Source organism: Saccharopolyspora sp. NPDC003752 (assembly GCF_053605825.1).
Genome location: NZ_JBSGJZ010000024.1, coordinates 84,436 through 99,108 on the forward strand (window position 1 = coordinate 84,436; position 14,673 = coordinate 99,108).

The window sequence follows — 14,673 nt, forward strand, 5'->3', positions numbered from 1 at the left end:
ACTTCCGGCGGTTGGATCCGTCGCCTCTTCGCCGCCTGTCGCCGGCACCCCGTGGCCCTGATGTTGGCGATGGGCGCGTCCGTCACGGCAGTCGGGTTGGAGGCGCTGGTTCCGCTGCTGACCAAGCTGGCGGTGGACGACGCCGTCGCGCGCAGCACCGACCGCCTGTGGTGGATCGTGATCGCGCTGCTCGGGCTCGGCGTGTTCCGGTTCGCGTCGGCGTTCGTCCGCCGCTACAGCGCCGGGCGGCTGGCCCTCGACGTGCAGCACGACCTGCGCCGGGCGGTGTTCGCCGCGATGCAGCGGCTGGACGGCGGGAAGCAGGACGCGCTGCGCACCGGCCAGGTCGTGTCCCGCTCCATCAGCGATCTGCAGATGGTGAACTCGCTGCTGTCGATGCTGCCGCTGGCGGCCGGTACTGCGGTGCTCGCGCTGTTCGCGATCGTGGCGATGTTGTGGCTGTCGCCGCTGCTCACGGTGGTTTCGCTGATCGTCGCGCCGCTGATCGCGGTGATTTCGGCGCGCAGCAAGAAGAGCTTGTTCCCCGCGACGTGGTCGGCGCAGCAGCGCGCTGCGGACATCGCTCAGCACGTCGAGGAAACGGTCACCGGTGTCCGGGTCGTGAAGGGCTTCGGCCAGGAGGACCGCGAGGTCGGGCGGCTGGAGGGCCGCGCGCGGCGGCTGTTCGCCGAGCGGCTGCGTGCCGCCAGGATGACGTCGAAACCGGCGGCGAGCCTGGCCGCGCTGCCCTCCGCCGGGCAGGTCGGGGTGCTCGGCCTCGGCGGCTGGATGGTGCTGCAGGACCAGGTGAGCCTCGGGACGTTCGTCGCCTTCGCCGGGTACGTGGCGATGCTGGCCGGTCCGGCCCGGATGTTGTCGAGCGTGATGATCCAGGCGCAGCTCGCCCGCGCCGGTGTCGAGCGCATCCACGAGCTGATCGATTCCCAGCCCGAGGTGCAGGAGAAACCCGGCGCGGCGACCCTGCCCGGCGGGCCGCTGGAGGTCCGGCTCGACGACGCGAGCTTCGGCTACACCCGCGATCAGCCGGTGCTCCGAGACGCGTCGCTGCGCGTCAGCCCCGGCGAGACCGTGGCGCTGGTGGGCCCGGCGGGTTCGGGCAAATCGACGGTTTCGCTGCTCCTGCCGCGCTTCTACGACGTGCACGCGGGGAGCATCCGGATCGGGCCCGCCGAGGACGGCGACGCGAGCCACGACATCCGCGACCTGCGGCTGGATTCGCTGCGCGCCGCGGTCGGGGTGGTGTTCGAGGAGGCGTTCCTGTTCTCCGACACCATTCGCGGCAACATCGCGTACGGCCGCCCCGACGCTTCGGAGGCCGATGTGATCGCCGCGGCGAAGGCCGCGGAGGCGCACGAGTTCATCACCAGCCTCCCCGACGGCTACGACACGACGGTCGGTGAGCGCGGCCTGACGCTGTCGGGCGGGCAGCGCCAGCGCGTGGCGCTCGCGCGGGCGCTGCTCTCGAACCCGCGGATCCTGGTGCTCGACGACGCTACGTCGGCGGTGGACCCGGCGACCGAAGCGGCCATCCACGACACCCTCCGGTCGGTGACCGCGCAGCGCACCACCCTGCTGATCGCGCACCGCCGGTCGACGCTGGCGCTGGCCGACCGGATCGCGGTGCTCGACGAGGGGCGCGTCGTCGACGTCGGCACCGAGGCGGAGCTGAACCAGCGGTGCGAGCTGTTCCGGTCGCTGCTGGCCGGACCTGGGGAGTCCATCGACAGCCGCAGCGACGGCCACGTAGTGGCCGGCCCGGACGGCATCACCCCGGAGCTCTGGCCGGCGGTGGACGACGCCGAATCGGCTGCCGCCGGCGCGGCGACGATGCCCGGGTCGGGCGGCATGACGATGCCGCCGACGCCTGAGTTGGCCGAAGGCATCCGGAAGCTCCCGCCCGCGACCGATCGGCCCGATCTGCGCGGCGAAGACGCCACGGCGCCCGACCCCGATTTCAAGCTGTCCCGGCTGTTGCGGCCGATCCGCTGGGGCCTGCTGCTGACCGTGCTGCTGGTGGCCGGGGACGCGCTGACGTCGATCTCGTTGCCGTCGCTGGTGCGCTACGGCATCGACGGCGGGGTGGGCTCAGGCCACACCGACGCGCTGTGGATCGCCACCGGCCTGGGCGCCGTGGTCGTCGTGGCGGGCTGGCTGGTCGTCAGGTTGCAGACCGTCATCACCGCGCGCACCGGCGAGACGCTGCTCTACCTGCTGCGCTTGCGCAGCTTCGCGCACCTGCAGCGGCTCGGGCTGGACTACTACGAGCGGGAGCTCGCCGGCCGGATCATGACCCGGATGACCACGGACGTCGACGCGCTGTCGACGTTCCTGCAGACCGGGCTGGCGACGTTCGTGGTCAGCGTGCTGACGCTGTTCGGCATCGCGGGCGCGCTGCTGGTCACGGACGTTTCGCTGGCGCTCGTGGCGATGGCGGTGCTGCCGTTCCTGCTGGTGGCCACCGTGATCTTCCGCAGGGTCTCGTCGACCGCTTACGCCGAAGCGCGCGAGCGGGTGAGCACGGTCAACGCCGACCTGCAGGAGAACGTCTCCGGGATGCGGGTGGCGCAGGCGCACCGCCGCGAGGGGCACGCCGCGAAGGTGTTCGCGCAGCGCAGCGACGCCTACCGGCGGTCCAGGCTGCGCGCCCAGCGCTACATCGCCACCTACTTCCCGTTCGTCGCGCTGCTGTCGGAGATCGCGCAGGCGGCGGTGCTGGGCGTCGGCGCGGCGCGAGTCGCGTCGGGCGATCTGACCGCCGGCGTGCTGGTCGCGTTCCTGCTCTACCTCGGCCTGTTCTTCTCGCCCGTGCAGCAGCTGTCCGGCGTGTTCGACGGCTACCAGCAGGCGAGGGTGGGGCTGCAGCGGATCGGGGACCTGCTGCGGACGCCCACCTCGGTGCCCGCCGCAGCCGATCCCGCTCCCGTGCCGGAGCGGTTCGAGGGGGGCGTCGAGCTCCGGTCGGTGTCGTTCCGCTACCCGGGCACGGAGCAGTTCGCGCTGCGCGACATCGCGTTGCGGGTGCGGCCCGGCGAGACCGTGGCGCTGGTCGGGGCGACCGGTGCCGGGAAGTCGACGCTGATCAAGTTGATCGCGCGGTTCTACGACGCCACCGACGGCGCCGTGCTCGTCGACGGGCAGGACATCCGCCGCTACGACCTCGCGGCGTTCCACCGGCGGCTCGCCGTCGTCCCGCAGGAAGGCCACCTGTTCACCGGGGACATCGCCAGCAACGTCGCCTACGCGCAGCCGGACGCCGATCCGGCGGAGGTCGAGGCCGCGGCCCGGGCGGTCGGGGCGCTGCCGGGGATCGCCATGCTGCCGCGCGGCTTCCGGCAGCAGGTGGGAGAGCGCGGGCGGGGCCTCTCGGCGGGTCAGCGGCAGCTGGTCGCGCTGGCGCGCGCCGAGCTGGTGGACCCCGACGTGCTGCTGCTCGACGAGGCGACCGCCGCGCTCGACCCGGCGACGGAGTCGATGGTGGTCGCGGCCAGCGACCGGGTGGCTGCGCAGCGCACGACGTTCGTCGTCGCGCACCGGCTGGCGACGGCGGCGCGCGCCGATCGCATCGTGGTCATCGACGGGGGCCGGATCGTCGAGCAGGGCAGCCACGCCGAACTGCTCGCGGACGACGGGCACTACGCACGCCTGTGGCGGGCAGCGGACGGCGCGCCGGGCGAGCGGGAGCGGGACATCGACGCGACCAACATCGCCTGACCGATGTGAGCAAGGGAACCTTCCTGTCACCACCGGGCCCTGTGACGTGAGGAAGGGAACCTTCCTGTCATCCACCGGCCTGCCGCGCCGCTGCGGATTGAGAGGAAGGGAACTTTCCTGTCATCGCCAGGCCCGCGGTGTGAGCAAGGGAACCTTTCTGCCACCGAACCGCACGACGCCCCCACCGGGGTACACGGAAAGGAACATTCCGGACACGCTCCGCAACCCCGGCCCCCTGCCGTCACACCTGCTCGGGACGAATGGGGCCGGAGTGTCACCGAGGCCCGAACTCCGCGGATGTCGATTAACGGAGAGGGAACACAGCGTGTCGGTGAAACGTCATACTGGTGTCGGACGACAACCCGGATGGAGTAGTACCGAGCAACGCCGATCTTGAGTGGTGCATGCCGAAGTGCGGTCGATGATCGTTCGTCCGAGCCGGACGGGGCCCGTTCCCCGCGAGCTGGGCTTTCCTGATCGATTTTGTGACCGACCTCGTCGGCCGAACGGCCGTCCTGTGTGTCAACCGCGCGAATCGGACCGCTAGCCTGGTACTTGAGTGTGTCTGTAAATCACGAGCATATGGATCGAGGCGAACGCCAGCCGTGTCCAGCAGCCCTGCGTCACAGTTCGGCCCCAACGAGTGGTTGATCGAGGAGATGTACGAGCAGTTCCTCAACGATCCCACTTCCGTAGACTCGGCGTGGCACGAATTCTTCGCCGACTACAAGCCGGGCCAGGCAGCCACCGAGAACACCGCTGCTGCCACCGCTGCAGCGGCCCCGACGACCACGGCCACCGCGACGCGCCCGAGTGAGACCAATGGTCAGGTCCCGCCGGCCGCCGCTGCGACCGCGCCCCCGGCGAGCAAGCCCGCCGCCGCGCCGAAGCCGTCCCCGCAGCAGGCCGCCAAGGCCGCTCCGGTGAAGGAGCCCCAGGCCAGCGGCGATGTGAAGACGCTCCGCGGGGCCGCGGCTGCGATCGCCAAGAACATGGATCAGTCGCTGACCGTGCCGACCGCGACGAGCGTGCGCGCGGTGCCGGCCAAGCTGCTGTTCGACAACCGCATCGTCATCAACAACCACCTCAAGCGGAACAAGGGCGGGAAGGTCTCCTTCACGCACCTGATCGGCTACGCGCTGGTCCGGGCGGTCCGGGACTTCCCGAACATGAACCGCCACTACGGCGAGGACGCCAAGGGCAAGCCCGCGGCCGTCACGCCGGAGCACATCAACCTGGGCCTGGCCATCGACCTGCCAGGCAAGGACGGGTCGCGCAACCTCGTGGTCGCCTCCATCAAGGGCTGCGAGGACATGACGTTCCAGCAGTTCTGGCAGGCCTACGAGGACATCATCCGCAAGGCCCGCAACAACGCGCTGACCGCCGACGACTTCGCCGGCACCACGATCTCGCTGACCAACCCCGGCCCGTCCGGCACCAACCACTCGGTGCCGCGGCTGACCAAGGGCCAGAGCGCGATCATCGGCGTCGGGGCGATGGACTACCCGGCGGAGTTCCAGGGCGCCAGCGAGAAGACGCTGGTCGACATGGGCATCAGCAAGATCGTGACGCTGACGTCCACCTACGACCACCGGGTCATCCAGGGCGCCGAGTCCGGTGACTTCCTGCGCAAGATGCACCAGCTGCTGCTGGGCGAGGACGGGTTCTTCGACGACATCTTCGCGTCGCTGCGGATCCCGTACGAGCCGGTGCGCTGGACGCAGGACATCCCCGAGGGCGCGGTGGACAAGACCGCCCGCGTGCTCGAGCTGATCGACGCCTACCGCACCCGCGGCCACCTGATGGCCGACATCGACCCGCTGAACTACCGGCAGCGGCGGCACGAGGACCTCGACGTCCTGTCGCACAGCCTCACCCTCTGGGACCTGGACCGGGAGTTCGCGGTCGGCGGTTTCGCCGGCAAGGAGCACATGAAGCTCCGCGACGTGCTGGGCGTGCTGCGCGACTCGTACTGCCGGACCGTCGGCGTCGAGTACATGCACATCCTCGAGCCCGACGAGCGCGAGTGGCTGCAGCAGCGGGTCGAGAAGCCGCACACCAAGCCGGAGCCGTCGGAGCAGAAGTACATCCTGTCGAAGCTCAACGCGGCCGAGGCGTTCGAGACGTTCCTGCAGACCAAGTACGTCGGGCAGAAGCGGTTCTCGCTGGAGGGCGCCGAGACCGTGGTGCCGCTGCTGGACGCGGTGCTGGACACCTCGGCGGCGCACGAGCTCGACGAGGTCGTCATCGGCATGCCGCACCGCGGCCGCCTCAACGTGCTGGCCAACATCGTCGGCAAGCCGATCTCGCAGATCTTCCGGGAGTTCGAGGGCAACCTGGACCCGGGCCAGGCGCACGGTTCCGGCGACGTCAAGTACCACCTCGGCGCCGAGGGCAAGTACTTCCGGATGTTCGGCGACGGCGAGACGAAGGTGTCGCTGACGTCGAACCCGTCGCACCTGGAAGCCGTCAACCCGGTGCTCGAAGGCATCGTCCGCGCCAAGCAGGACATCCTGGACAAGGGCCAGGAGGGCTTCACCGTTCTGCCGGTGCTGCTGCACGGCGACGCCGCGTTCGCCGGTCAGGGCGTGGTCGCCGAGACGCTGAACCTGTCGCTGCTGCGGGGCTACCGCACCGGCGGCACGGTGCACGTGGTCGTCAACAACCAGGTCGGTTACACCACCGCGCCGGAGCACTCGCGCTCCAGCAAGTACTGCACCGACGTGGCGAAGATGATCGGCGCCCCGGTGTTCCACGTCAACGGCGACGACCCCGAGGCCTGCGTCTGGGTCGCGAAGCTGGCCGTGGCGTACCGCCAGGCGTTCGGCAAGGACGTCGTGATCGACATGGTGTGCTACCGCCGCCGCGGTCACAACGAGGGCGACGATCCGTCGATGACGCAGCCGAAGATCTACGACGCGATCGACAAGATGCGCAGCGTCCGCAAGGTCTACACCGAAGCTCTGATCGGCCGCAGCGACATCACCGTCGAAGAGGCGGAGAAGGCGCTGAAGGACTACGCCGCACAGCTGGAGCACGTGTTCAACGAGGTCCGCGAGCTGGAGAAGCACCCGCCAGCGCCGAGCCCGTCGGTGGAGTCCGAGCAGCAGGTGCCGCGCGGGCTGACGACCGCGGTCTCGCTGGAGACCGTGGAGCGCATCGCCGATTCGCACATCAACCTGCCGGAGGGCTTCACCCCGCACCCGCGCGTCAAGCCGGTGCTGGAGCGGCGCGCCAAGATGGGCCGCGAGGGCGGCATCGACTGGGCGTTCGGCGAGCTGCTGGCATTCGGCTCGCTGGTCATGGAAGGCCGCCAGGTCCGTCTGACCGGTCAGGACAGCCGGCGAGGCACGTTCGTCCAGCGGCACTCGGTGCTCATCGACCGCAAGAACGACTCCGAGTACACGCCGCTGCAGAACCTGTCGGACGACCAGGCGAAGTTCCTGGTCTACGACTCGGCGCTGTCGGAGTACGCGGCCCTGGGCTTCGAGTACGGCTACTCGGTCGGCAACCCCGACTCGCTGGTGTTGTGGGAAGCGCAGTTCGGTGACTTCTTCAACGGCGCCCAGTCGGTGATCGACGAGTTCATCTCGTCCGGTGAGGCCAAGTGGGGCCAGCGGTCCGACGTGGTCATGCTGCTTCCGCACGGCCACGAGGGCCAGGGCCCGGACCACAGCTCGGCCCGCATCGAGCGGTGGCTGCAGCTGTGCGCCGAGGGTTCGATGACCGTCGCGATGCCGTCGACGCCGGCGAACTACTTCCACCTGCTGCGGCGGCACGCGCTGGACAACATCCACCGCCCGCTGGTGGTGTTCACGCCGAAGTCGATGCTGCGGTTGAAGGCCGCGACCAGCCCGGTCGAGGACTTCACCAACGGCAGCAAGTTCACCTCGGTGATCGACGACCCGGCGCAGCCGGACCCGGCCAACGTGCGCAACGTCGTGCTGTGCACCGGGAAGCTCTACTACGAGCTGGCCGCGCACCGCGACAAGGAGGGCATCACCGACACCGCGATCGTCCGGCTGGAGCAGCTCTACCCGCTGCCCCACCGCAAGCTGGGCGCGCTGTTCGAGCGGTACCCGAACGCCACCTCGATCCGGTGGACGCAGGAGGAACCGGCCAACCAGGGCGCGTGGCCGTTCCTCGGCCTGGCCCTGCCGGAGCTGTTCCCGCAGCTGGTCGGCAAGCTCCAGCGGGTCTCGCGCCGTCCGATGGCCGCCCCGGCCACCGGTATGGCCAAGGTCCACGAGGTCGAGCAGGCCGAGGTCGTGCGCAACGCCTTCGCCTGATCACGGCTGAAGCGGGCCGCCGGTTCCCTCCCGGAACCGGCGGCCCGTTTTTTGCGGCTGCAGCGGATTCCCGGAAACGCTGCGCTGGATACCGCCGGATCCGTTGCCGCACAGCTTGCTTCGAGGGAGACCGGGAGGGCCTGACCCCGCACTGCGGCGTGGAATGGTGACAGGAAGGTTCCCATGCTTCCACGGCCCCGGCTCGATGCGGTTCGCCGCGTCGGATTAGAGTCCTGCTCCGGCCTTGTGGCGTTCAGTCCCGGAGCTTCGCAAGCACAACGACCTTCCCGCCGTTCGGGGCGGTTCCCGTCACCGCCGGAATTGCGTTTCGTACTCTGCTGTTCTGCCAACCCCGATCGCACCGGTCACGGACGGAAACAACTAGGAGGACACGGTGTACTTCACCGACCGCGGCATTGAGGAACTCGAAGATCGTCGCGGTGACGACGAGGTCACGCTGGCCTGGGTCGCCGACCGAATGCGGGCGTTCGTCGACCTCAACCCCGACTTCGAGGACGCCACCGAACGCCTCGCCACGTTCCTCGCCCGCGACGACGCCGACGACGAGTAACCAGCCCCGAGGCTCGGCCAGCACCGGGGCGACCGGTTGGTGACAGGAAGGTTCCCATCCCCTCGCCCCGGGCCGTTTCAGAGGCGAGCGCCGGCCTGCCGGTGACAGGAAAGTTCCCTTCGTGCCACGGCCGTCGGGCCGGCGATGATCGAAAGGTTCCCTTCCTGCCACCCCGCCGCACGCACGTTGGTGACAGGAAGGTTCCCTTGCTCCTCCCCGTCAGGCCCGGTAGCGGGTCAGGCTGCGGTGCAGCCGGTAGAGGTCGCCGGCGGCAACGGTTTCCGGGTGGTGGGTGCTGCTGGCGACTGCGGCCTCATCGGCCCATTCCTCGTAGATCAGTACCCGGGTGCCGTCGACGCTGATGTGGAAGTGCGCGGCGATGAGCCCCGGCGGCAGCTCGGGCGTGATCCGGCCGCGCGCATCGTCGGCCAGCTGCCGCGCCTGCTCGATGTCCTCGGTGTCGTAGGTGAAAACCGCGACCAGATCGCCGCGTCCAGGCTCTGGTGCGACGACGCTGCTGTGCAGGCGGTACCTGACGAGCCCGGGGCGTTCGATGCCCGGCACGGCCTCGTCGATGCCGCGGACCAGCGCCGGCCGGTAGGTCCGGACGAATTCGCGGTGGGCGTCGTCGTCGGTCCACTGCGCGTAGTTCAGCACCGTGGTGCCGTCGTCGCTCACGAAGCAGTTCAACGACAGGAATGCCGGTGGCCACGGTGCGACGCGCCATTCCGCGATCGTCGAGTCCACCGCGTCGCGCTGCCGCTGCGGGGTGCCCACGAGCCACGGGCTGACCAGGATCGTGCCGACGTCGGATCGGGTGATGTCGGGCATTTCGGTGTGGCCGGTCGTCATCGGGCCTCCTCGTGATCATCGGCTTCGACACGATCCTCGAACCTCCACCTTGGTAGAAGTCAAGTCGTCGCCACCGCGCCCACCGGCCGCCGCGCGTGACAGGAAAGTTCCCATGCTCGCAGCCCCGCTCCACGGCGCCCGGGGTGACAGGAAGGTTCCCTTCCACACCTCACAGCGGCTGGTGCGGGCTTCGTCGTGACAGAAAGGTTCCCTTGCTCGCACCACCGCCGCGCCCGGGGTGACAGGAAGGTTCCCTTCCTCTCGCCGTGGGGGTCGGCGGGGCGTTCTGGGCGGCTCCCACGGCCGGGTGGCCGGGGATGCGGGGTGATCCCCCACGGAGTGACGTGCGCGGCGCCCGGGGCCGATGTGTGATCGCCTCTGCGCTGGCAATGCCACCGCACTACGGAGGAATCGATGCGACGTCTGCTTGCCAGCACCCTGCTCACCGGTCTCGCCGTGCTGGGCGCCGCCGGAACGGCCGCTGCCGCCGACGGCCCCCAACCATCGGCGTCGGACCCGTTCCTCGCCACGATCGCCGGCAGCCTGCAGGGGCCGAACCAGCAAACCCAGGTGAGCCACAACGAGCAGCACAAGTACCACCACGTGAACCAGCACCACGTGAAGACCTCTTCCCCGCATGGGCAGCAGAGCTTCTCCCACACGCACGAGCAGTCGTCGAACGGTTGACCAGCCGCCGACGCCGCGCCCCATTCGTCGAAGGCGGGTGGGGCGCCGTGCGCTGTGCAGCACCGCTAACCAGCCAGTGCAGAAAGTCGCGATGGACCCGCGCCGCGGCACCGGGCCAGACTCCACTGCGACAAGCATCGAGAGCGGAGGAACCTTGCGCGCTCTGGTGAAGACCTCACCCGCGCCCGGCCTGGAACTGGCCGAGCTCCCCGACCCGACCCCGGGCCCCGACGAAGTCGTAGTGCGGGTGATGCGCACCGGCATCTGCGGTACGGACCTGCACATCGCGTCGTGGGACGAGTGGGCCGCCCGCACCGTGCCGACGCCGCTGGTGGTTGGCCACGAGTTCGCCGGGGAGGTGGTGGCCACCGGCGCCGCGGTCACGCGGGCATCGGTCGGCGACTTCGTCAGCGGCGAGGGGCACCTGGTGTGCGGCCGCTGCCGCAACTGCCTCGCCGGCCGCCGCCACCTGTGCGCGCACACGCAGGGCCTCGGGGTGCACCGCAACGGCGCGTTCGCCGAGTTCGCGGTGCTGCCCGAGCAGAACGTGTGGGTGCACCGCGGCGACGTCGATCCGGACGTGGCGGCGATCTTCGACCCGTTCGGCAACGCGGTGCACACCGCGCTCAGCTTCCCCGTCGTCGGCGAGGACGTGCTGATCACCGGCGCCGGGCCGATCGGGCTGATGGCCGCGGGGGTGGCCAAGCACGCGGGCGCCCGGCACGTGGTGATCACCGACGTCAGCGAGCACCGGCTGGAGCTGGCCCGCCGCGTCGGGGTGGATCTGGCGGTGGACGTTTCGCAGACCCGGGTCGCCGACGCGCAGCAGGAGCTGGGCATGAGCGAGGGCTTCGACGTGGCGATGGAGGTCTCCGGGAAGCCCGAGGCGCTGCGGGAGGCCGTGGCGAACATGGCGCACGGCGGCCGGATCGCGATGCTGGGCCTGCCCGCCGAGGACTTCCCGCTCGACTGGAGCGCGGTGGTGTTCAAGATGCTCACCGTCAAGGGCATCTACGGCCGCGAGATGTTCGAGACCTGGTACTCGATGTCGGTGCTGCTGGAGTCCGGGCTGGACCTGAGCCCGGTGATCACGCACCGCTTCCCGTACACGCAGCACGCGGAGGCCTTCGAGACGGCCCGCAGCGGCCGCTGCGGCAAGGTCATCCTCGACTGGACGACGAAGGGGCCCGCCTGATGTACACGATCGCTGACGACGTCCGCGCCGAACTGGCCGAGATCCGCGCCGCCGGGCTGTACAAGGACGAGCGGGTGCTGGACTCGCCGCAGAGCGCCCGGGTGGGTGTCGGCGGTGCCGAGCTGCTCAACTTCTGCGCGAACAACTACCTGGGGCTGGCCGATCACCCCGCGCTGCTCGCCGCCGCCGAGGAGGCCCTGGCGAAGTGGGGTTTCGGGATGGCGTCGGTGCGGTTCATCTGCGGCACGCAGGCCCCGCACAAGGAGTTGGAGCGGCGGCTCTCGGAGTTCCTGGGCACCGATGACACGATCCTGTACAGCTCGTGCTTCGACGCCAACGGCGGGGTTTTCGAGACGCTGCTCGACGACCGGGACGTGGTGATCTCCGACGAGCTCAACCACGCGAGCATCATCGACGGCATCCGGCTGTCCAAGGCCCGCCGCGGCCGGTACCGGAATCGCGACATGGCCGATCTCGAGCGGCTGCTCAAGGAGAACTCCGACACGCGGCGCAAGCTCGTCGTCACCGATGGCGTGTTCTCGATGGACGGCTACCTGGCGCCGCTTGACGAGATCTGCGCGCTCGCCGAGAAGTACGGGGCGATGGTGATGGTCGACGACTCGCACGCGGTCGGGTTCACGGGCCCGAAGGGGGCGGGCACGCCGGACCTGTTCGGCGTCGCCGACCGGGTCGACATCGTCACCGGCACGCTCGGCAAGGCGCTCGGCGGCGCCAGCGGCGGCTACGTGTCCGGGCGCGCCGAGATCGTCGAGCTGCTGCGGCAGCGTTCCCGGCCGTACCTGTTCTCGAACTCCCTCGCGCCGTCGATCGTGGCCGCTTCGCTGGCCGCGCTGGACCTGGTCGCCGCGCAACCGGAGCTGCGGGAGCGGCTGCGGGACAACAGCTCGCTGTTCCGCCGCCGGATGGCCGAGGAGGGCTTCGACCTGCTGCCCGGCGAGCACCCGATCATCCCGGTGATGATCGGCGACGCGGCCGAGGCGGCGCGGATGGCGGACCTGCTGCTGGAAGAGGGCATCTACGTCATCGGCTTCTCCTACCCGGTGGTGCCCAAGGGCAAGGCCCGCATCCGCACCCAGATGTCGGCCGCGCACAGCACCGAGGACGTGGAGCGGGCGGTGTCGGCGTTCGTGGCGGCCCGCGATCGGATGGGTACCATCGCCCGGTGATAGACCCCCGGCGGCTCCAGGTGCTCCGCGCGCTCGCCGACCACGGCACCGTGCGCGCGGCGGCGGAGAAGCTCTACCTGACGCCGTCGGCGGTGTCGCAGCAGCTCACCGCGCTGGAGAACGAGGTCGGGCAGCCGCTGCTGGTCCGGCAGGGCCGCCGGGTGCGGCTGACCGCGGCCGGTGAGCTGCTGGTCGAGCACGCCAAGGCGGTGCTGGCGGAGCTGGAGCGCGCGGAGGCGAGCTTGGCGGCGTGCGCGGCGGGCACCGTCGGCACGGTCGAGGTGGCATCGTTCGCCTCGGCGATCACGCAGGTCGTGGCGCCGTCGATCGTCGCGTTGCGGCAGCAGGCGCCGGACGTGCGGGTGCTGGTGCGCGACGCCGAGGCGCACAACAGCCTGATGATGCTGCTGGCCGGGGAGATCGACATCGCGATCTCGATGGAGTACACGTCGACGCTGCAGGCGGACGCCCGCCGGGTGAGCCGGTTCCCGCTGTACGCCGAGCCGTTCGACGTGGTGCTGCCGCCGAACCACCCGCTCGGTTCTGCCGCGGAGATCGCGCTCGACGCGCTGCGCGACGACGACTGGATCGCGCCGCTGCCGGGCAACCCGTGCCGCGCGGTGGCCCAGGTGTCCTGCGAGAACGCGGGTTTCGTCCCGAACATCACGCACACCTCGGACGACTTCCACGCGGTGGTGGCGCTGGTCGCGGCGGGCACCGGTGTCGCACTGGTGCCCCGCACCGCTATCGCGGCCGGCCTGGACGTGGTCGCGCTGCCGGTCGCGGGCAAGCCGCCGACCCGCCGGGTCTTCGCCGCCGTCCAGTGCGGACGGGAGGAGCACCCGCTGGTCCGCGTCGTGCTGAACGCGCTGCTGACGAGCAAGGACCGCTAGGCCACCCTTCCCGGTCCTGCGTCGCGCCGGATTGACAGGAAAGTTCCCATGCTCATGCTGCGGGCGCTGCTCAGCCCTGGGGATCAGCGGCCTTCGAGAAGCGCGACGCGAGGATGGGAACCTTCCTGTCACCGACGCGACGCGAGCATGGGAACCTTCCTGTCACACCGACACGTCACGGCAGGAGCAGGGTTCGGCCTGGTGTAGTGCGGGCCGCGATCGCAGCGTGTGCTTCGGCGGCCCTTTCCAGCGGGAAGGTCTGGCCGATGGTCGGTTTGATCCGCCCTGCCGCGGCCTCCGCCAGCGCGCGTTCGGTCACCTGCTTCTTCTGCTCCGGGGGAGGCTGGACGTCCAGCAGCCCCACCACGGTCACGCCGCGCCGCTGCGCTTCCGCCGGGTCGATCTCGGTGAAGTCGCCGCTGGCCGCGCCGTACGAGTAGAACCGGGCACCGTTGTTCGTCGTCTCGAACGCCGCGCTCCCAAGCGCACCGCCGACGCCGTCGAAGACCACGTCGACGCCACCGGTCAGCTCCCGCACCCGCTGTTCCCAGTCCGGTTTCGCGTAGTCAACCGGTTCCCCGCCCAACTCGCGAACCAGGTTCAGCTTCGCGTCGCCGCGCGCCGCGCCGATGACGTGGGCACCGGCCGCCCGCGCCAGCTGGACCAGCACCGAGGCCGCTCCCCCGGCGGCGGCGTTGACCAGGACGCGTTCGCCGGGCTGGATCCGCGCGTGCTCCGCGAGGAACAACGCCGTGGTCGCGTCGTGCAGCAGCTTGACGGCTTCGCGCTCGCCCAGCCCATCCGGCACCGGGAGCAGCTCGGACTCGTCGACGACGACAAGCTCCGCGTAGGTGCCGCCGTTGCTCGTGCTGGCGACCACCGACCGCCCGATCCAGCTCGGGTCGACGGATCCGCCGACCGACACCACTTCTCCGGCCACGCCGTCACCGGGCACGTACGGCGGCGACTGACCGAAGAACTCCTTGCCCCACCCCTCGCGCAGCTGGGTGTCCAGGAACAGGACGTCCACTGCGGACGCTCGCACGAGCACCTGTCCCGCGCCGGGTTCGGGATCGGCGACGTCCGCCACTGCCAGCACTTCCGGCCCACCGAAGCCGGTCACCTGCACCACGCGCATATCGCTCAGCTCCTCCGTTGGCTGCCAACAGCCTCCGACTTCGACTTAACTGGAGGTCAACATGGCGGCGCGGCGACCGGAAAGTGCCCTTGCTCACGCCTCCAGGAGGTGTGAGCAAGGGCCGGTGAC

Annotated in this window: 9 protein-coding genes; 7 read left to right on the forward strand and 2 right to left on the reverse strand. The window is 70.2% G+C overall.

Annotation, left to right across the window (positions count from 1 at the left end):
• The first annotated feature begins 60 nt into the window (after positions 1–60).
• From ACWEV3_RS27665 to ACWEV3_RS27675, 3 genes are all read left to right on the forward strand, one after another.
• Entirely contained in the window at positions 61–3,732 is a 3,672-nt protein-coding gene (locus tag ACWEV3_RS27665) for an ABC transporter ATP-binding protein (RefSeq protein WP_452616726.1), read from the forward strand.
• 659 nt (positions 3,733–4,391) lie between these two features.
• Positions 4,392–8,021, forward strand: a complete 3,630-nt coding sequence (locus ACWEV3_RS27670; protein WP_452616727.1) for a multifunctional oxoglutarate decarboxylase/oxoglutarate dehydrogenase thiamine pyrophosphate-binding subunit/dihydrolipoyllysine-residue succinyltransferase subunit — start codon at positions 4,392–4,394, stop codon at positions 8,019–8,021.
• Between the two features lie 394 nt (positions 8,022–8,415).
• Positions 8,416–8,592, forward strand: coding sequence for a DUF6104 family protein (locus ACWEV3_RS27675; protein WP_010304877.1), 177 nt, complete (start codon positions 8,416–8,418; stop codon positions 8,590–8,592).
• A 219-nt stretch (positions 8,593–8,811) separates the two neighbouring features.
• Here the strand turns inward: ACWEV3_RS27675 and ACWEV3_RS27680 are convergent, their stop codons facing one another.
• Positions 8,812–9,444, reverse strand: coding sequence for an antibiotic biosynthesis monooxygenase (locus tag ACWEV3_RS27680; RefSeq protein WP_452616685.1), 633 nt, complete (start codon positions 9,442–9,444; stop codon positions 8,812–8,814).
• 414 nt (positions 9,445–9,858) lie between these two features.
• Between ACWEV3_RS27680 and ACWEV3_RS27685 the strand changes: the two genes are divergently transcribed.
• From ACWEV3_RS27685 to ACWEV3_RS27700, 4 genes are all read left to right on the forward strand, one after another.
• Complete coding sequence (locus tag ACWEV3_RS27685; protein WP_452616686.1) at positions 9,859–10,131, forward strand: hypothetical protein; 273 nt, start codon at positions 9,859–9,861, stop codon at positions 10,129–10,131.
• 154 nt (positions 10,132–10,285) lie between these two features.
• Positions 10,286–11,326 carry an L-threonine 3-dehydrogenase gene (gene tdh / locus ACWEV3_RS27690; protein WP_452616687.1) on the forward strand — a complete coding sequence of 347 codons (1,041 nt, stop codon included), beginning with the start codon at positions 10,286–10,288 and terminating at the stop codon, positions 11,324–11,326.
• The gene (locus ACWEV3_RS27695; RefSeq protein WP_452616688.1) at positions 11,326–12,513 is read left to right on the forward strand and encodes a glycine C-acetyltransferase; all 1,188 of its coding nucleotides are present in this window, start codon (positions 11,326–11,328) and stop codon (positions 12,511–12,513) included. The genes tdh and ACWEV3_RS27695 overlap by 1 nt, the downstream gene beginning before the upstream one ends.
• Entirely contained in the window at positions 12,510–13,406 is an 897-nt protein-coding gene (locus ACWEV3_RS27700; protein ID WP_358574377.1) for a LysR family transcriptional regulator, read from the forward strand. Before ACWEV3_RS27695 ends, ACWEV3_RS27700 begins: the two co-directional genes overlap by 4 nt.
• Before the next feature lie 175 nt (positions 13,407–13,581).
• On the opposite strand, the gene ACWEV3_RS27705 is transcribed toward ACWEV3_RS27700, so the two are convergent.
• Positions 13,582–14,544, reverse strand: coding sequence for a zinc-binding dehydrogenase (locus tag ACWEV3_RS27705; RefSeq protein ID WP_452616689.1), 963 nt, complete (start codon positions 14,542–14,544; stop codon positions 13,582–13,584).
• Positions 14,545–14,673: the final 129 nt, after the last annotated feature.